The sequence below is a fragment of the Nonomuraea maritima genome (genome assembly GCF_900100395.1).
In the GTDB taxonomy this organism is placed as follows: domain Bacteria; phylum Actinomycetota; class Actinomycetes; order Streptosporangiales; family Streptosporangiaceae; genus Nonomuraea; species Nonomuraea maritima.
The window spans coordinates 675,225-692,688 of the sequence record NZ_FNFB01000001.1; the positions used below are offsets into that span (position 1 = coordinate 675,225).

A 17,464-nucleotide genomic window follows, 5' to 3' on the forward strand; every position below is an offset into this window, starting at 1 on the left:
CCCTATCTCACTGCTGAACGGCGTCCGAAAAGTCCTTGTCGCCGTACGGGCCGATCACCGCGAGGGTGAGCGGCCGGTTGAGCACGTCGCCGGCGACCTCGGAGATCTCGTCGGGGGTGACCGACTCGATCCGCGCGAGCACCTCGTCGACGGACATCAGCTCGTCATAGACCAGCTCGTTCTTGCCGATACGCGACATGCGCGAACCGGTGTCCTCCAGGCCGAGCACGAGCCCGCCGCGCATCTGGCCCTTGCCGCGCATGATCTCGTCGGCGGACAACCCCTCGGCCACCACCCGGGACAGCTCGTCGCGGCAGATCTTGAGCACGTCGTCGATCTTCGAGGGCAGGCAGCCCACGTAGATGCCGAACTGGCCGCTGTCGGCGTAGGCCGAGGTGTAGCTGTAGGCGGAGTACGCCAGGCCGCGCTTCTCCCGGATCTCCTGGAACAGCCGCGACGACATGCCGCCGCCGAGCGCCGCGTTGAGCACGCCCAGCGCGAACCTGCGCTCGTCGGTACGGGACAGCCCCGTCGTGCCGAGCACCAGGTTGGCCTGTTCGGTCGGCCGGTCGAGGACGCGTACGCCCGAGCGGGTGGCCGTACCGGGCCCGCTCGTGCGCGGCGGCTCGAACTCGGCCGCCCCGCCGAGCGCGCCCGCCCGCTCGTAGGCGCGGGTGACGAGCTCGACGACCTCCTCGTGCCGGATGTTCCCGGCCACGGAGACGACGGTACGGCGAGGCCGGTAGTAGCGGTGGTAGTACTCGCCGATCCGGTCACGCCCGAGGGCGTTGATCGACTCGACCGTGCCCAGGATCGGGCGGCCGATCGGCGAGTCACCGTACAGCTCGGCGGAGAACTGCTCGTGCACCACGTCGGAGGGGTCGTCGTCGTGCATGGCGATCTCCTCGAGGATCACGCCGCGCTCGGACTCGACGTCCTCCTCGGTCACCAGGGAGCTCGTCACCACGTCGGCGAGCACGTCGACCGCGACCGGCAGGTCCTCGTCGAGGACCCGCGCGTAGTAGCAGGTGTACTCCTTGGCGGTGAAGGCGTTGATCTCGCCGCCGATGCCCTCGATGGAGGCGGAGATCTCCATGGCGTCGCGGGTGGGCGTCCCCTTGAACAGCAGGTGCTCGAGGAAGTGGGTGGCCCCCATGTGCTCGGGGGCCTCGTCACGCGAGCCGATGCCGACCCACATGCCGACCGCGACACTGCGCACGGTCGGCATGGTCTCGGTCACCACGCGAAGCCCACCAGGAAGGACGGTGCGCCTGACCACCCCGGCTCCGTCCTTGCCGGGGTGGAGCGTGGTCGTACTCACGAGTTGCGGTCGTCTCCCTCGGAGCCGCGGGCGGTGGTGCGCACCCGCGTACGGGTGCGGCGCGGCCGCTCGGACTTGTCCTCGGCGGGCGCCTCGCCGTTCGCCGGCGCGTCGTCGGAGCCGTTGTCACCGGCGGCGGCCTTGGCCTCCTTCTCGGCGGCCTCCTTCTCGATGACCTCGACCGGCACCAGCGAGAGCTTGCCGCGGCCGTCGATCTCGGCGATCTCGACCTGGATCTTCTCGCCGACGGCCATGACGTCCTCGACGTTCTCGATGCGCTTGCCGCCGTGCAGCTTGCGGATCTGGGAGACGTGCAGCAGGCCGTCCTTGCCCGGCATGAGCGAGACGAACGCGCCGAAGGCCGCGATCTTGACGACCGTGCCCAGGTAACGCTCGCCGACCTCCGGCATGTGCGGGTTGGCGATGGCGTTGATCGCCGACCGTGCCGCCTCGGCGGACGGGCCGTCGGTGGCGCCGATGTAGATCGTGCCGTCGTCCTCGATGGTGATCTCGGCGCCCGAGTCGTCCTGGATCTGGTTGATCATCTTGCCCTTCGGGCCGATGACCTCTCCGATCTTGTCGACGGGGACCTTGATGGTGATGATGCGCGGCGCGGTCGGGTTCATCTCCGCCGGGGAGTCGATCGCTTCCTGCATCACCTCGAGGATCGCCAGGCGGGCGCCCTTGGCCTGCTTGAGCGCGGCGGCCAGCACGTGGGCCGGGATGCCGTCGAGCTTGGTGTCGAGCTGCAGGGCGGTGATGACGTCCTTCGTGCCGGCGACCTTGAAGTCCATGTCGCCCATGGCGTCCTCGGCGCCGAGGATGTCGGTGAGCGTGACGTAGGTGTCGCCCTCGCCGATCAGGCCCATCGCGATGCCCGCGACCATCTCCTTCAGCGGGACACCGGCGTCGAGCAGCGCCATCGTGGACGCGCACACCGAGCCCATCGAGGTCGAGCCGTTCGAGCTGAGCGCCTCGGAGACCTGACGGATGGCGTACGGGAACTCCTCGCGGGACGGGAGCACCGGGATCAACGCCCGCTCGGCCAGCGCGCCGTGACCGATCTCGCGGCGCTTGGGCGAGCCCACCCGGCCGGTCTCACCGGTGGAGTAGGGCGGGAAGTTGTAGTTGTGCATGTAGCGCTTGGTGCGCTCGGGGTTGAGCGTGTCGATGACCTGCTCCATGCGCAGCATGTTGAGCGTCGTGATGCCCATGATCTGGGTCTCGCCACGCTCGAACAGGGCCGAGCCGTGCACCCGCGGCACCACGTGGACCTCGGCCGACAGCGCGCGGATGTCCTTCGTGCCGCGGCCGTCGATGCGCACGCCGTCCTTGACGACCCGCTCGCGCATGAGCTTCTTCATGACCGAGCGGAAGGCGGCGCTGATCTCCTTCTCGCGGCCCTCGAAGTCGGCCAGGACCTTCTCGGCGGCCAGCGCCTTGACCTTGTCGAGCTCGTTCTCGCGCTCCTGCTTGCCCGCGATGGTGAGCGCCGCGGCCAGCTCGGTCTTGATCGCGGCCTCGACGGCGGCGTACGCGTCCTCCTGGTACTCAGGGAAGACGGGGAACTCCGCGGTCTCCTTGGCGGCGACCCGCGCGATGCGCGACTGCGCCTCGCACAGCACCTTGATGAACGGCTTGGCCGCCTCGAGGCCCTGCGCGACGGTCTCCTCGGTCGGCGCGACGGCGCCCTCGGCGACCAGCTTCAGCGTGTCCTTGGTGGACTCGGCCTCGACCATCATGATCGCGACGTCGCCGTCCTCGAGCACGCGGCCCGCCACGACCATGTCGAACGTCGCCCGCTCGAGCTCGGGGTGGGTCGGGAACGCCACCCACTGGCCGTCGATCAGCGCGACGCGCACGCCGCCGATCGGGCCGGAGAACGGCAGGCCCGCGAGCTGCGTGGACAGCGACGCGGCGTTGATGGCGACCACGTCGTAGAGGTGGTCGGGGTTGAGCGCCATGACGGTGGCGACGACCTGCACCTCGTTGCGCAGGCCCTTGACGAACGACGGGCGCAGCGGCCGGTCGATCAGGCGGCAGGTGAGGATCGCGTCCTCGGACGGACGACCCTCACGGCGGAAGAACGAGCCGGGGATGCGGCCCGCGGCGTACATGCGCTCCTCGACGTCCACCGTCAGCGGGAAGAAGTCGAACTGCTCCTTCGGAGCCTTGGACGCGGTGGTCGCCGAGAGCACCATCGTGTCGCTGTCGAGATAGGCGACGGCCGAACCCGCCGCCTGACGCGCGAGCCGACCGGTCTCGAACCGGATCGTGCGCGTGCCGAACGAACCGTTGTCTATGACGGCTTCAGCGGTGTGGACACCCTCCACGGGGGACCTCCTTGTGGTCGGTCACCCGCGCCCTTTTTTCACCGGCACCCTCGTTAGGTGCAGCGCCGGTCTTCGATCGAAGCGCCCGGTCGAAAAGGTCGTACCGGAAGCCACTACCGAGGACCGGCCCGCAGGCGTCGCGGGTCGCATGGTGCTGAGCGGACGCGGGGGCTGTGTGTCTTCGATCTTCAGTTGTACGTCAGGCGCGTGGCCGATTCACGCAGCCACGCGCCCGCTCATATCGGTGGTACCCATATGAGAAGGGAGCGGCGAGAGCCGCTCCCTTCCATGTTATCGGCGCAGGCCGAGTCGCTCGATGAGCGACCGGTAACGCTGGATGTCGACCTTCTGCAGGTACTTCAGCAGGCGGCGACGGCGGCCGACGAGCAGCAGCAGGCCACGACGGCTGTGGTGGTCGTGCTTGTGCGTCTTCAGGTGCTCGGTGAGCTCGCTGATGCGCTTGCTCAGCAGAGCGATCTGGACCTCGGGCGAACCGGTGTCGCCCTCACCCGTCGCGTACTCGCCGATGATGGTCTTCTTGGCAGCGGTGTCGAGGGACACGGCTCTCCTTCTCTTACGGGCACGCGAAAACGGTGATGACAGACGAACGACCGTGCGTGCCTACAGTCGCCGTGAGTGAAGGCCGTCATGGGCAGCGCACAGCGCCGCCGCTACAGAGCCGACATGCAAGGTTACCACCTCACACTCCGTGCTCGCGGCGATCCGTACCTCAGCCGGTGATGCGCCGGGTGGCCTCCACGTCGGCCTGAATCTGCGCGATCAGGGCGTCGATCGAGTCGAAGCGGGTGTTGCCGCGCAACCGGGCCACGAGCTCCACCGCCACGTGCACGCCGTAGAGCTCCAGGTCGTCGCGGTCGAGCGCGTACGCCTCCACCGTGCGCGGCACGTCCTCGAACGTCGGGTTGGTGCCGATCGAGATGGCCGCGGGCCACCGGCAGCCCTCGTACAGGACGGGCAGATTGGCCATCGGGACGCACTGCAGCCAGCCGGCGTACACGCCGTCGGCGGGGATCGCGGTGTGCGGCGGGGTCTCGACGTTGGCCGTCGGGAAGCCGAGCTCGCGCCCGCGCTGGTAGCCGCGGACGACCACGCCCTCGACGCGGTGCGGGCGGCCGAGCTGAGCCGCGGCTGCCTCGACGTCGCCGGCGACGACATGTTCGCGGACGGAGGCGGCGGACACGGCATCGACCCGGGGCACGACCTCCACCTGGAAGTCGTACTTGTCGCCCAGTGTCCGCAGGATGTCGGTGTCTCCGCTCGCGTCACGGCCGAACGCGAAGTCCTCGCCCACGACGACCACCGCCGCGCGCAGCCGTTCGGCGAGCACGCTCTGCGCGAAGTCGTCCGGGGTCCTACGGGCCAGCGCGGCGGTGAACTCCACCACCTGGACCTCGTCGATCCCCTCCCCGGTCAGCAGCTCCACCTTGCGCCGCATGCCGGTCAGCCGCGCGGGCCGCGCGCCCGGCCGCACGACTTCCTCGGGGTGCGGCTCGAACGTGGCGGCGACGGCGGGCAGCCCCCGTTCGCGGGCGATCTCGACCGCGCGCCGGACCACGCTCTGGTGCCCCCGGTGGACGCCGTCGAACACCCCCACGGTGACGACGTTCCTGTCCGAACCCTGCACCGCACCCCCCATTCGCTCAACTCTGGTGAACCCTGGTCAACCCTGGCCAACCCGCACAAGCCTGCCATGCACGGCGGGCCCGGCTCCAACCCAGGGGGCTATCATCGGGCATCATGCCTCGTTACGCGCTTCTGATCCTGCCTGCCTACAACCGGGTCTACGGCGAGAACGCCGTCCGGCTGACCCGCTCCGAGCTGGCCGTCTTCAGCGAGCGAGGCCTCGACGGCGGCATCGTCGGCAGCGAGGAGACGCGCATCGGCGGCGTCCCCTACGTGACGTTCGAGACCGAGCGGCCGCTCGCCGACCCCGACGTGGCGCTGCTGTCCAACCTCTCCTCCGTCTACGCCGTGTTCGGCGTCGAGGGCGACCTGCTGCGGCCGCTCGCCATGCGGCCGCGCGACCGGCTGAGCAGCGACCTGCTCACCATCCAGAAGTACGCCGGCAAGACCAACGAGCACTTCACCAAGCTGCTGCTCAACGTCACCGCGCTCGCCTGCGACAAGGGGCTCGGCGACGGGCTCACCGTCTTCGACCCGATGTGCGGCCGCGGCACCACCCTCAACCAGGCCCTCATGTACGGCTACGACGCCTACGGCATCGACGTCGACGGCAAGGACTTCGAGGCCTACACCGGCTTCGTCAAGACGTGGCTGCGCAACAAGCGGCTCAAGCACACCGCCGAGCTCGTCCCGGTGCGCCGCGAGGGCGCCCGCGTGGGGCGGCGGCTCAACGTGACGTTCGGGCTGTCGAAGGACGCGGTCAAGGCGGGCGACGTGCAGCACCTGACCGTGGTCAACGCCGACACCCTGAAGAGCCGCGAGATCTTCCGGCCGCGCTCGTTCGACGTGCTCGCGGCCGATGCGCCCTACGGCGTCCAGCACGGCAGCAGGGGCGGGGGCGGCCTGTCGCGCAGCCCGCTCGACCTGCTGCGCCAGGCCGTGCCGATCTGGGCGGAGCTGCTGCGCCCCGGCGGCGCGATGGGCATCGCCTGGAACACCTACGGCGGCACCCGCGCCGACCTCGGCAAGATCCTCCTCGACGCGGGCCTGCAGGTCATGGAATATCCCGACTTCGAGCACTGGGTCGACCAGGCCATCGTCCGCGACGTCATCGTCGCCCACAAGCCCGCCTGACCCCACCGCCTGACACGAGACTCTGCCTTCCGGTGCACGCAGCTGGGCACCTCGCGCGCAGAAAGCTCACAGGCCAGGGCAGTAAGGCCAGCCCCGGCTGAAGGATCAGCCGGTGAAGACCGCGAGGGGCTTGGCCACCGGGCCGTGCTCCTCCACCAGCGCCAGCAGTTCGCCGTCCGGGCCGAACACGCCGATCGGCCCCGCGCCGAGGTCCGCCGCGGGCAGCCGGCCACCGTGACCGATCACCCGTGCCTCCTCGGCCGTCACGTCGCGGCGCGGGAAGGCCGCCGCCACCGCCTCGCCGATCGGCAGGACCACGCACTCCTCGGCGAGCTGCTCGACGCTCTTGGCCAGCCCGAGGTCGTAGGGCCCCACCCGCGTGCGTCGCAGCCGGGTGAGGTGACCGCCGACGCCCAGCGCGGCCCCCAGGTCGCGCGCCAGCGCACGGATGTAGGTGCCGCTCGAGCAGGTCACCACCGCGTCCACGTCGACGACGTCGCCCTCGGCCCTGATCTCCTGGACGTCGAACTCGCGCACCGTGACGGGCCTGGCCTTCAGCTCGACCTCCTCGCCCGCGCGCGCCTTCTTGTACGCCCGCTGGCCGTTCACCTTGATGGCGCTCACCTGCGGCGGGATCTGCATGATCTGGCCGGTCAGCGCCTCGACACCCTTGCGGATCTCAGCCTCGCTCACCCCGGCCGCCGAGGACGTCGCGGTGACCTCGCCCTCCGCGTCGTCGGTGTTGGTGGTGACGCCGAGCCGGATCGTGGTCTCGTACACCTTCTCGGTCAGCATCAGGTGGCCGAGCAGCCTGGTCGCCTTCTCCACGCCGATCACCAGCACGCCCGTCGCCATCGGGTCGAGCGTGCCGGCGTGGCCCACCCGCCGCGTGCCCGCGATGCGCCGCATCTTGGCCACCACGTCGTGGGACGTCCACTCCGCCGGCTTGTCGACGATGATCAGACCGCTCTCGGCCATTCAGGACCCTTTCCGCAGCTCGCGCAGGAACTTCTCCATGGTCTCCGCCACGTTGTCGTGGGAGGTGTGGCCGGCGGCGTTGTGGTGCCCGCCGCCGCCCAGCGCCGCGCACACCCGGCCGACGTCGACGCCGCCCTTCGACCTGGTGGAGACCTGCCAGTCTCCCGCGTCGTCCTCCTTGAGCACGACCGCGATCTCGGCCTCGTCCGTACGCCGGATGACGTCGATGACGCCCTCCAGCTCCGCGTACGGCAGCCCGTACGCCGCCCGGTCGACCCGGGTCACGTACGTCCAGACGATGCCGTCCTCCAGCCGCACCCGTTCGAGCGCGGCGGCGAGCACCTTGAGGTAGCCGAACGGCGAGCGGTCCCACAGCTCGCGGGCGATCTCGTCGGTGCGCAGCCCCGTCTCCACCAGCCGGGCGGCCATCTGGTGGACGGCGGGCGTGGTCGAGGAGTGCCGGAACGAGCCGGTGTCGGTCACCAGCCCGGCGTACAGGCAGGTGGCGATGTCACGGTCCAGACGCCCGCCGAGGCGGTAGACGAGCTGCTCGGCCAGCATGGCCGTGGCCGCGGCCGCCGCGTCGATGAGGCCGAGCGTGCCGAACCCCTCGTTGGACGGGTGGTGGTCGACCACGACGACCTCGCGGGCGGAGGCGGCGTTCGGGCACAGCAGCCCGAGCCGCTGGAACGTCGAGGCGTCGAACACGATCATCAGGTCGGGGGCGGCCGGGAACTCGGCCGGCGGCACGAGCATGTCCTGACCCGGCAGGAAGCGCAGCAGACGCGGCACCGCGAAATGACGGTCGCCGAACGACGCCACCACCCGCTTGCCCATCCGGCGCAACGTGAACGCCACCGCGAGCATGGACCCGAGCGCGTCGCCGTCGGGGGTGACGTGGCAGGCCAGGGCCACCTCGTCGGCGTGGCGGATCAGGTCGACGGCACGTTCCCACGAGGAGTCGGGGATCGGGGACGCCTGCGCGGGCCGCCGCTCCACATGGAAGGAGCGGCCGGCCCGTTTGCGCACGTCGGGTTTCACGCCCGGTCTTCTCCGCCGACCTCCGGCCCCTCGTAGGGGCCTTCGTCGGCCTTGCGGTACGGGTCGGCCTCACCGGCGTAGGAGGCGGCCTCGGCCTGCCGCGCGACCTCGGCGTCGCGCGCGCGGGCGGCGAGGATGAGGTCGTCGAGGTGGCGGGCGCTGTCGGGCAGCGGGTCATGCTTGAACGTCAGCGTCGGCGCGAACCGCACGCCGGTCTGGCGGCCCACCTCGGAGCGGATGATGCCCTTGGCGCTCTCGAGGGCGGCCGCGCTGTCGGCGCGTTCGGCGTCGGAACCGAACACCGTGTAGAAGACGGTCGCATCGCGCAGGTCAGCCGTGACGCGCGTGTCGGTCACGGTGACGAAGCCCAGGCGGGGATCCTTGATCCGGCGCTCCAGCATCTCGGCGACGATCTGCTGGATGCGGTCGGCGAGCTTACGCGCTCGTGCGGCATCCACCATGTTCGATCCCCCTCACGCACGACCTGGCGTGCAGTCGTTCACTCTTCGTCGTTGTAGAGCCGCTGCCTGGCTGACAACAGCTCAACCTCGGGGCGGAATGCCACCATACGCTCACATGCGTCCAAAATGTCCTTACAGTTTCCCGGGGTGGCCGACACCACTGCCACAGCGACCTCCGCTCTGCGGTGCAGGTCGAGGTGTCCTGTCTCGGCCACCGCGATGCTCGGGTAGCGGCGCTGCAGCTCCGCGATCAAAGGACGGACGACGGAGCGCTTCTGCTTCAGCGACCTGACGTCACCGAGCAGGATGTCCAGGGTAAGAGCACCCACATACATCGTCGACAACCACCGCTTGGCCTCGTGGGGTGGATGCACGACCGTCCTGCCGCGGTGGGGAGCAGGTCAGTGCGTGCGAGGGGCGCCCGGCGGATGTCCCGCCGGGCGCCCGGCCGCGGTGTTACACGCGCGGCTTCTCCCGCATCTCGAACGTCTCGATCACGTCGTCGATCCGGATGTCGTTGTAGCCGACACCGATACCGCACTCGAAGCCCTCGCGGACCTCGGTCGCGTCGTCCTTGAAGCGACGCAGCGACGAGACCGTCAGGTTGTCGGCGATGACGACGCCATCGCGGATCACCCTGGCCTTGCTGTTGCGGACGATCACGCCGGAGCGGACCAGCGAACCGGCGACGTTGCCGATCTTCGGCACCTTGAAGACCTCGCGGACCTCCGCCGTGCCCATCTGGACTTCTTCGAACTCGGGCTTGAGCATGCCCTTGAGGGCCGCCTCGATCTCCTCGATCGCCTGGTAGATGACCGAGTAGTAGCGGATGTCGACGCCCTCGCGCTCGGCCAGGTCGCGCGCCCGCGGCTCGGGACGCACGTTGAAGCCGATGATGACCGCGTTGTCGTCGGCGACAGCCAGGTTGACGTCGTACTCGGTGATGGCGCCGACCGCGCGGTGCAGGACACGGAGCCTGACCTCGTCGCCGACGTCGATCTTGAGCAGGGCGTCTTCCAGGGCCTCGACCGAACCGGACACGTCACCCTTGATGATGAGCTTGAGCTCGTCGACGCGGCCCTTCTCGAGGTCGCTGAACAGCTCTTCGAGGGTGCGACGACGGCTCGACTTCGCCATGTCGGCGCTGCGCTTGCGCGCCGCACGCTGCTGGGCGATCTGCCGGGCCATGCGGTCGTCGGTGACGACGATGAAGTTGTCACCGGCGCTCGGCACTGCCGTCAGACCCATCACCAGGACCGGACGGGACGGCGTGGCCTCTTCGACCGGGTCGCCGTTGTCGTCGAGCATCGCGCGGACGCGGCCGAAGGCCTCGCCACACACGATGGAGTCGCCGACCCGGAGCGTGCCGCGCTGGACCAGGACGGTCGCGACAGGGCCGCGGCCCTTGTCGAGGTGTGCCTCGATCGCGATGCCCTGGGCGTCCATCGTCGGGTTGGCCCGCAGGTCGAGCTCGGCGTCGGCGGTGAGCAGGATCGCCTCGAGGAGGTTGTCGATGCCCGTGTCGTTCTTCGCCGAGATGTCGACGAAGAGGGTCGAGCCGCCGTACTCCTCGGCCACCAGGCCGTACTCGGTGAGCTGGGCGCGCACCTTGTTGGGGTCGGCGCCCTCCTTGTCGATCTTGTTGACCGCGACCACGACCGGGACCTCGGCGGCCTGGGCGTGGTTGAGGGCCTCGATCGTCTGCGGCTTCACACCGTCGTCGGCCGCGACCACCAGCACCGCGATGTCGGTGGACTTGGCGCCACGGGCACGCATGGCGGTGAACGCCTCGTGACCCGGGGTGTCGATGAAGGTGATCTTCCGGTCTTCGCCCTCGTGCTCGGCGGAGACCTGGTAGGCACCGATGTGCTGGGTGATGCCACCGGCCTCGCGCGCCACCACGTTGGTCTTGCGGATGGCGTCGAGCAGCTTCGTCTTACCGTGGTCGACGTGACCCATGACGGTCACGACCGGGGGACGCGCGGCCAGGTCGGCCTCGTCGCCCTCGTCCTCGCCGAACTCGATGTCGAAGGCCTCGAGAAGCTCGCGGTCCTCCTCCTCCGGGCTGACGACCTGGATGTTGTAGTCGAGCTCGGCACCGAGCAGCTGCAGGGTCTCCTCGTTGACCGACTGCGTCGCCGTCACCATCTCGCCGAGGTGCAGCATGATCTGCACGAGCGCGGCGGGGTTGGCGCCGATCCGGTCGGCGAAGTCGGACAGCGACGCGCCGCGCGGCAGCCGGATCGTCGCGCCGTTGCCGCGAGCGACCTGCACACCGCCGATCGCCGGCGCCGACATGTTGTCGAACTCCTGGCGCCTCTGACGCTTGGACTTGCGGCCACGGGCCGGACGTCCGCCCGGACGACCGAAGGCACCCGCGGTGCCGCCGCCACGACCACGGCCGCCGCCACCGGGACGACCGCCGAAGCCGCCGCCACCGGGACCGCCGGTGCCGGTGCGCGGACCTGCGCCGCCGCCACCCGGGCGACCGGCGAAGCCACCGCCACCACCGGGACGACCGCCGCCGCCACCGCCACCGGGACGGCCACCGCCGCCACCGCCGGGACGACCGCCACCGCCGCCACCGCCGCCAGGACGCCCGGCGCCCGGACCGGCAGGACGACCCTGCGGCATCATCATCGGGTTGGGACGCGGGCCACCCGGACGCGGACCACCCGCACCGGGACCCGGACGCGGACCGCCGGACGGCGGGCCGGGACGCGGGCCGCCGGCGCCGGGCCTGGCGTCGGTGCCGGAACGGCCCTGCGGCGGACGCGGCATCGCGCCGTCGCGCGGCGGACCGTCACGACGCTCGCGCTGGCCGGGGCCGCCGCCTTCGCGGTTGCCACCGGGACGCGGCGGACGCGACTGACCCATGCCGCTCGCGTTGGACGAGAACGGGTTGTTGCCGGGACGCGGACCACGCGGGCCGGGCTTGGGGCCCGGGCCGGGACGAGGGGCGCCACCGGAAGGCGCGCCGGGACGCGACGCCTGCGCGGCACCGCCACCGCCACCGCCACCACCAGGACCCGGACGGGGCCCAGGGCCGGGCTTCGGGCCGGGACGGGCGGCGGGGCCGGGACGCGGGCCCGGAGCCGGACGAGCGGGCGCGCCACTGTCGAAGCGCGCCTGCGGAGCCCCGGAGGTCTCACCGCGCGCGGCCTCGGGCTGCTGCTGCGGCTGGTGGGGCATCGGAACCGGCGGACGCGGCTGCGCGCCGCCTGCGGGGCCCGCAGGGCCTGCGGGGCCGGGACGCGGACCGGGACGGGGGCCCGGACGCGGAGTGGGAACCGGCGCCTGCGCGCCGTTGCCGGCCTGGCCATCGCCCGGCCGGGGCGCAGCCCTTGGCGGCTGCGGCTTGTTGGACGGCTGACCGCCGCCCCTGGAAGGGCCACCCTTCGAGGCGCCCAAAGCTTCGGTGAGCCTGCGGACCACCGGCGCCTCGATGGTCGAGGACGCCGAACGGACGAACTCCCCCATCTCCTGGAGCTTGGCCATGACGACCTTGCTCTCGACGCCGAACTCCTTAGCGAGCTCGTATACCCGGACCTTCGCCACTGCACTCCCTTACTCGGCCCGGGAGGCTGGCTGTGCCGTCCGGACCGTCGCTACCTTGACGTCTTCATCGCCGCGTGCTCATCAGGCGCTCATAGCAATCTGACTCCGCCCATCAACTCGGCGTCCTACATGACATTTCGTGGTTCTCCCTCCAGGTGCGCCCGCACCAGCGACACGTCAAGCGGCCCCGCGACACGGAAAGCGCGCGGAAACGCTCGGCGACGCTCGGCAAGCTCCAGACAACTCATGGACGGATGCAGCGACGCACCGCGGCCAGGAAGTTGTCCTCGCAGGTCAGGGACCACTTGATCCTCAACCCGAACCAGGCGGAGCAGCTCGGACTTAGCCGTGCGAACCCTGCAGCCCACACAGGTGCGCTGCGGGGCTGCGTGGCCACCATATTCCAGCTTACCGTGTTGACGCATCTACGGAACCGGCGGCGTCCTCGGCTTGGGTGTCCGGCCGGATGTCGATCCGCCATCCGGTGAGCCTGGCTGCGAGCCGTGCGTTCTGCCCCTCTTTGCCGATGGCCAGCGAAAGCTGGTAGTCAGGCACCGTCACGCGTGCGACCCGTCCTTCGAGATCGAGAACCTCGACGTGGGAAACACGGGCGGGCGACAGGGCATTCCCGACGAATTCCCCCGGGTCTTCCGACCAGTCGATGATGTCGATCTTCTCGCCGTGCAGCTCCGTCATCACGTTGCGCACGCGCGAGCCCATCGGGCCGATGCACGCGCCCTTGGCGTTGACGCCCGGCTTGCGCGACCGGACCGCGATCTTCGTACGGTGACCCGCCTCGCGCGCCACCGCCGCGATCTCCACGGTGCCGTCGGCGATCTCCGGCACCTCCAGCGCGAACAGCTTCTTCACCAGACCCGGGTGGGTACGCGACAGGGTGACCGAGGGGCCCTTGTGCCCCTTCTTCACCTGCACGACGTAGGCGCGGATGCGCTCGCCGTGCGCGTACTCCTCGCCCGGGACCTGCTCGGCGTGCGGCAGCACGGCCTCGATCTTGCCGAGGTCGACCAGCACCACGCGAGGGTCCTTGCCCTGCTGGATGACGCCGGACACCAGCTCGCCCTCGCGGCTGGCGAACTCACCGAAGTTGACCTCGTCCTCGGCGTCGCGCAGCTGCTGCAGGATGACCTGCCTGGCGGTGGTGGCGGCGATCCTGCTGAAGTTGCCAGGTGTGTCGTCGTACTCCCTGACGACCTCGCCGTTCTCGTCGAGCTCGGCCGCCCAGATGGTGACGTGGCCGGTGGCCCGGTCGAGTTCCGCGCGGGCCTTCGCCCCCGAGCCGTCGGTGCGGAAGTAAGCGATAAGCAACGCGTCCTCGATCGCCTTGACGACCAGGTCGAAGGAGATGTCCTTCTCCCGCTCCAGGCTGCGCAGGACGCTCATGTCGATGTCCACGGCGGCTCCCCCTTAGCCCTCGTCGCCGTCGACGTCGTCGAACCGGCGGAATTCCACCTGTACCCGTCCCCGGGCCAGGTCTTCGTAATCAAGCCTTCGCGCGTCGCCGGCGACGTCGATGTCGACGCCGCTCTCGTCGGCGCCCAAGATGCGGCCCTCGACCACGGAGCCGTCTCTCATCTCGGCCTTCACCAGCCGCTTGGCGGCACGCCGCCAGTGGCGCGGCTCGGTGAGCGGACGGTCGACGCCGGGCGAGGAGACCTCCAGCGTGTAAGCGGCCTGGCCCATCGCCTCGTCGTCGTCGAGCGCCGCGGAAACGGCCTGGCTGACGTCGGCCACGTCGTCGAGGCTCACACCGCCGTCACGGTCGACGATCACACGCAGGACGCGTCGCTTGCCTGCCTGGGTGACCGTGACGTCCTCCAGGTCGAGGCCCTCCGCGCTGACCACGGGCTCCAGGAGCTTCATCAGGTGGTCGCGGGGTGATGCGCTGCCCATATCGACCTCCCCTATTGTCATGTCTCAGCCGGGCGGACCTCGCCTTCGGCTCTCCGCCGTCTGGCCGCTCGGGCCGGCGACGACAGTTGACACCCTATCCGTACGCGGGCACGGGAAGAGCGCCACTCGTCGCTTGTCGAGTGGCAGCCGTGCCGGGCGCGCCACCTGACGGCGGACCGGGGCGGCAGACCGTACGATGCTATCTGCGTCCGTAGTCACTGGAGGTCCACGCCCGTGCGCCCGCGTCATCTGTCCCGGCGAGCCTTGCTGGCCGGCGGAGCGGCCGCTCTCACCGCCTGCAGCGCCTCGGGGCCGCCCTCACCGACCACCCCGGCCGTCGACTCGCCGGAGACGCGGCTGCTGAGGGAGCTCATCGCCGACAAGGAGCGCACGATCGCGCTCTACACGTCGCTGATCGCCGACGGCGGCGACAAGCTGGTCCCGTTCCGCGACCGCCACCAGGCGCATCTCGACGAGCTGCGCAAGCATGTGCCGGGCGGCGCCTCGACATCGGCTCCGCCGCCGTCGGCGCAGGCGACTGCCACACCGTCCACCACACCGTCCGCCACACCGTCAGCCCCGCCCAAGCCGTCGCTGTCGCGGCTGCGCAAGGTCGAGGACGACGCGGCGGAGCTGCGCACACGTCAGCTCGCCACCGTCTCGCCCGGTGTGGCGCAGCTCATCGCCAGCATCGGCGCGTGCGAGGCCGCCCACGCCGTCGCCCTGCCGAGGTCGCTGTGAGCGGGCGCGCGGCCCTGTGGGCCCCCGGTGACCTCGACAAGCTGCACAAGGCCCTCGTGGCCGAGCACGCGGCGTTGTTCGCCTACGGGCTGCTGGGAGCCCGTACGTCGGGCGCGCTGCGGACACGGGTCGTCGACGCCTTCGAGTCGCACCGGGCGCGGCGCGACCAGCTGCGGTCGTACATCGTGGCGAAGGGCGGCAAGCCGGCCGAGGCGGACGCCTCGTACGCGCTGCCGTTCTTCCCCTCCGACGCCAGGCGGGCCGCAGAGCTCGCGGTGCATCTGGAGAACGGCGTCACGGCCGCCTACCTCGAACTGGTCGCGGCCCAGGACGTGTCGCTGCGCCGCTACGCCGCCCAGGCCATGCAGGACGCGGTGCTGCGGGCCTACGGGTTCAGGCCGGCCCAGCCGCCGGCCTTCCCCGGCATGCCGGCCCCGGCCCCGGCGCCCACGTCAGCGGCGACGGCGTCGCCGTCGGGTGCGGGCGGCGGCCTGACGGAGTGACCGCGCGGGCGACACGCCCGCGCGGTGATCTCCGGATCAGCCGTTGACGGCGGCGACGATGCGGTCGGCGGCCTCGGCGAGCGGGATCTCCGACTTCTCGCCGGTGACGCGGTCGCGCAGCTCCGCCACGCCCTGCGACAGGCCGCGGCCGATCACCACGATCGTCGGCATGCCGAGCAGCTCGGCGTCCTTGAACTTCACGCCGGGCGAGACCTGCCGGCGGTCGTCGACGAGGACGCGCAGCCCGCGCGCCTCCAGCTCGGCCCCCAGCTGGAGAGCCGCCTCGACCTGGTTCTCCTTGCCCGTGCCGACGATGTGGACGTCGGCGGGCGCGATCTCGCGCGGCCACACGATGCCGAGGTCGTCGTAGGACTGCTCGACGACGACGGCGACCGCGCGGGACACGCCGATGCCGTAGGAGCCCATGGTGACGCGGATCGGCTTGCCGTCGGGGCCGAGGGCGTCGAGGCCGGCGGCGTCGGCGTACTTGCGGCCGAGCTGGAAGATGTGGCCGATCTCGATGCCCCGGTCGATCGACAGGTCGGACCCGCAGCGGGGGCAGGGGTCTCCGGCGCGCACCTCGGCGGCCTCGATGGTGCCGTCGGGGACGAAGTCGCGGCCCGCGACCACGTTGACCGCGTGGCGGCCGGGCTCGTTGGCGCCCGTGAGCCACGACGTGCCGGTGACGACGCGCGGGTCGACGAGGTAGCGGATGCCGAGCTCGCGCAGGACCTGCGGCCCGATGTAGCCGCGGACGAGGCCGGGGTGGCGTTCGAAGTCGGCGGCCTCGAAGATGGCGGGCTCGCCGGGTGCGAGCGCCGCCTCCAGGCGCTTGAAGTCGACCTCGCGGTCGCCGGGAACGCCGACGATCAGCGTCTCGACCTTGTCGGAGCCCGGGGTGGTCACCTTGACGACGACGTTCTTCAACGTGTCGGCGGCGGTGACGGACAGGCCGTGGTGCTCGTTGACGTACGACACCAGCGACTCGATGGTCGGGGTGCCGGGAGTGTCGAGCACCTTCAGCGCCGGCGCCTCGGCGTCGGGACGGGCGGCGGGGGCCGACGTGGTGACGGCCTCGGCGTTGGCCGCGTAGCCGCAGGAGTGGCAGGCGACGAACGTGTCCTCGCCGGTGGGCGTGGAGGCCAGGAACTCCTCGGAGGCCGAGCCGCCCATCGCGCCAGACTGGGCGAAGACGATCTTGTAGTTGATGCCGAGGCGGTCGAACGTGCGGATGTAGGCCTCGCGGTGCTGCTCGTAGGAGCGCTTGAGGCCGTCGTCGTCGAGGTCGAAGGAGTAGGAGTCCTTCATCAGGAACTCGCGCCCGCGCAGGATGCCCGCGCGGGGGCGCGCCTCGTCGCGGTACTTCGTCTGGATCTGGTAGAGGGTGACCGGGTAGTCCTTGTACGAGTTGTATTCGCCCTTCACCATGTCGGTGAAGAGCTCCTCGTGCGTGGGACCGAGCAGGTAGTCGGCGCCCTTGCGGTCCTGCAGACGGAAGATGTTGTCGCCGTACTCGGTCCAGCGGCCGGTCGCCTCGTAGTACTCGCGGGGCAGCAGGGCGGGGAAGAGCACCTCCTGGGCGCCCATCCGGTTCATCTCCTCGCGGACGATCCTGGCGACGTTCTCCAGCACGATCTTGCCGAGGGGCAGCCACGAGTAGATGCCGGGGGCGACCCGGCGGACGTAGCCGGCGCGGACGAGCAGCTTGTGGCTCGGGACTTCCGCGTCTGCCGGGTCGTCCCGCAGGGTGCGAAGAAACAACGACGACATGCGCAGCAACACGGCCACTCCTTGCTCGAACCTGGATCGGTGGCTTACAGGCTATCGACTCGGCACGGC

General features: G+C 70.7%; 16 protein-coding genes. 3 read left to right on the forward strand and 13 right to left on the reverse strand.

What is annotated here, in order from left to right; translation table 11 throughout:
* Positions 1 to 7: 7 nt before the first annotated feature.
* The 4 genes from BLR04_RS03150 to BLR04_RS03165 all read right to left on the reverse strand — a co-directional run bounded on the left by BLR04_RS03150 (position 8) and on the right by BLR04_RS03165 (position 5,311).
* Entirely contained in the window at positions 8 to 1,321 is a 1,314-nt protein-coding gene (locus tag BLR04_RS03150) for a M16 family metallopeptidase (RefSeq protein ID WP_090759293.1), read from the reverse strand.
* Positions 1,318 to 3,654, reverse strand: a complete 2,337-nt coding sequence (locus tag BLR04_RS03155) for a polyribonucleotide nucleotidyltransferase (protein WP_090759295.1) — start codon at positions 3,652 to 3,654, stop codon at positions 1,318 to 1,320. The genes BLR04_RS03150 and BLR04_RS03155 overlap by 4 nt, the downstream gene beginning before the upstream one ends.
* Before the next feature lie 291 nt (positions 3,655 to 3,945).
* Entirely contained in the window at positions 3,946 to 4,215 is a 270-nt protein-coding gene (gene rpsO, locus BLR04_RS03160) for a 30S ribosomal protein S15 (RefSeq protein WP_090759297.1), read from the reverse strand.
* Between the two features lie 169 nt (positions 4,216 to 4,384).
* Positions 4,385 to 5,311: a bifunctional riboflavin kinase/FAD synthetase gene (locus tag BLR04_RS03165; protein WP_090759299.1), complete on the reverse strand. Its 927-nt coding sequence runs from the start codon at positions 5,309 to 5,311 to the stop codon at positions 4,385 to 4,387.
* Positions 5,312 to 5,412: 101 nt separating this feature from the next.
* Between BLR04_RS03165 and BLR04_RS03170 the strand changes: the two genes are divergently transcribed.
* Entirely contained in the window at positions 5,413 to 6,432 is a 1,020-nt protein-coding gene (locus BLR04_RS03170; protein WP_090759301.1) for a TRM11 family SAM-dependent methyltransferase, read from the forward strand.
* A 105-nt stretch (positions 6,433 to 6,537) separates the two neighbouring features.
* Here the strand turns inward: BLR04_RS03170 and truB are convergent, their stop codons facing one another.
* The 8 genes from truB to rimP form a co-directional block, all read right to left on the reverse strand.
* A complete protein-coding gene (truB, locus tag BLR04_RS03175) occupies positions 6,538 to 7,410 on the reverse strand; it encodes a tRNA pseudouridine(55) synthase TruB (protein WP_090759303.1) in 873 nt (290 codons plus the stop codon).
* The gene (locus tag BLR04_RS03180) at positions 7,411 to 8,451 is read right to left on the reverse strand and encodes a DHH family phosphoesterase (protein WP_342672254.1); all 1,041 of its coding nucleotides are present in this window, start codon (positions 8,449 to 8,451) and stop codon (positions 7,411 to 7,413) included.
* The gene (rbfA, locus tag BLR04_RS03185; RefSeq protein ID WP_090759305.1) at positions 8,448 to 8,912 is read right to left on the reverse strand and encodes a 30S ribosome-binding factor RbfA; all 465 of its coding nucleotides are present in this window, start codon (positions 8,910 to 8,912) and stop codon (positions 8,448 to 8,450) included. The genes BLR04_RS03180 and rbfA overlap by 4 nt, the downstream gene beginning before the upstream one ends.
* Before the next feature lie 38 nt (positions 8,913 to 8,950).
* Complete coding sequence (locus BLR04_RS03190) at positions 8,951 to 9,247, reverse strand: DUF503 domain-containing protein (RefSeq protein ID WP_090759307.1); 297 nt, start codon at positions 9,245 to 9,247, stop codon at positions 8,951 to 8,953.
* Positions 9,248 to 9,368: 121 nt separating this feature from the next.
* Positions 9,369 to 12,470: a translation initiation factor IF-2 gene (gene infB, locus BLR04_RS03195; RefSeq protein WP_090759309.1), complete on the reverse strand. Its 3,102-nt coding sequence runs from the start codon at positions 12,468 to 12,470 to the stop codon at positions 9,369 to 9,371.
* A gap of 125 nt (positions 12,471 to 12,595) precedes the next feature.
* Positions 12,596 to 12,895: a YlxR family protein gene (locus BLR04_RS03200; protein ID WP_090759311.1), complete on the reverse strand. Its 300-nt coding sequence runs from the start codon at positions 12,893 to 12,895 to the stop codon at positions 12,596 to 12,598.
* A complete protein-coding gene (gene nusA / locus BLR04_RS03205; RefSeq protein ID WP_090759564.1) occupies positions 12,879 to 13,871 on the reverse strand; it encodes a transcription termination factor NusA in 993 nt (330 codons plus the stop codon). Before nusA ends, BLR04_RS03200 begins: the two co-directional genes overlap by 17 nt.
* A 24-nt stretch (positions 13,872 to 13,895) precedes the next feature.
* Entirely contained in the window at positions 13,896 to 14,381 is a 486-nt protein-coding gene (rimP, locus tag BLR04_RS03210; RefSeq protein ID WP_090759313.1) for a ribosome maturation factor RimP, read from the reverse strand.
* Between the two features lie 234 nt (positions 14,382 to 14,615).
* On the opposite strand from rimP, the gene BLR04_RS03215 reads away from it, so the two are divergent.
* Positions 14,616 to 15,122 carry a hypothetical protein gene (locus BLR04_RS03215; RefSeq protein WP_143021942.1) on the forward strand — a complete coding sequence of 169 codons (507 nt, stop codon included), beginning with the start codon at positions 14,616 to 14,618 and terminating at the stop codon, positions 15,120 to 15,122.
* Positions 15,119 to 15,625, forward strand: a complete 507-nt coding sequence (locus BLR04_RS03220; protein WP_245739983.1) for a ferritin-like domain-containing protein — start codon at positions 15,119 to 15,121, stop codon at positions 15,623 to 15,625. The genes BLR04_RS03215 and BLR04_RS03220 overlap by 4 nt, the downstream gene beginning before the upstream one ends.
* 36 nt (positions 15,626 to 15,661) lie before the next feature.
* On the opposite strand, the gene BLR04_RS03225 is transcribed toward BLR04_RS03220, so the two are convergent.
* Positions 15,662 to 17,407, reverse strand: coding sequence for a proline--tRNA ligase (locus tag BLR04_RS03225; RefSeq protein ID WP_090759567.1), 1,746 nt, complete (start codon positions 17,405 to 17,407; stop codon positions 15,662 to 15,664).
* Positions 17,408 to 17,464 lie beyond the last annotated feature (57 nt).

Excerpts from the sequence above, each read along its gene's own strand:
- BLR04_RS03165 (WP_090759299.1), bottom strand. The coding sequence starts at position 5,311 with ATGGGGGGTGCGGTGCAGGGTTCGGACAGGAACGTCGTCACCGTGGGG.
- BLR04_RS03170 (WP_090759301.1), top strand. The coding sequence starts at position 5,413 with ATGCCTCGTTACGCGCTTCTGATCCTGCCTGCCTACAACCGGGTCTAC.
- truB (WP_090759303.1), bottom strand. The coding sequence starts at position 7,410 with ATGGCCGAGAGCGGTCTGATCATCGTCGACAAGCCGGCGGAGTGGACG.
- rbfA (WP_090759305.1), bottom strand. The coding sequence starts at position 8,912 with ATGGTGGATGCCGCACGAGCGCGTAAGCTCGCCGACCGCATCCAGCAG.
- BLR04_RS03190 (WP_090759307.1), bottom strand. The coding sequence starts at position 9,247 with ATGTATGTGGGTGCTCTTACCCTGGACATCCTGCTCGGTGACGTCAGG.
- BLR04_RS03200 (WP_090759311.1), bottom strand. The coding sequence starts at position 12,895 with ATGCGTCAACACGGTAAGCTGGAATATGGTGGCCACGCAGCCCCGCAG.
- nusA (WP_090759564.1), bottom strand. The coding sequence starts at position 13,871 with ATGAGCGTCCTGCGCAGCCTGGAGCGGGAGAAGGACATCTCCTTCGAC.
- rimP (WP_090759313.1), bottom strand. The coding sequence starts at position 14,381 with ATGGGCAGCGCATCACCCCGCGACCACCTGATGAAGCTCCTGGAGCCC.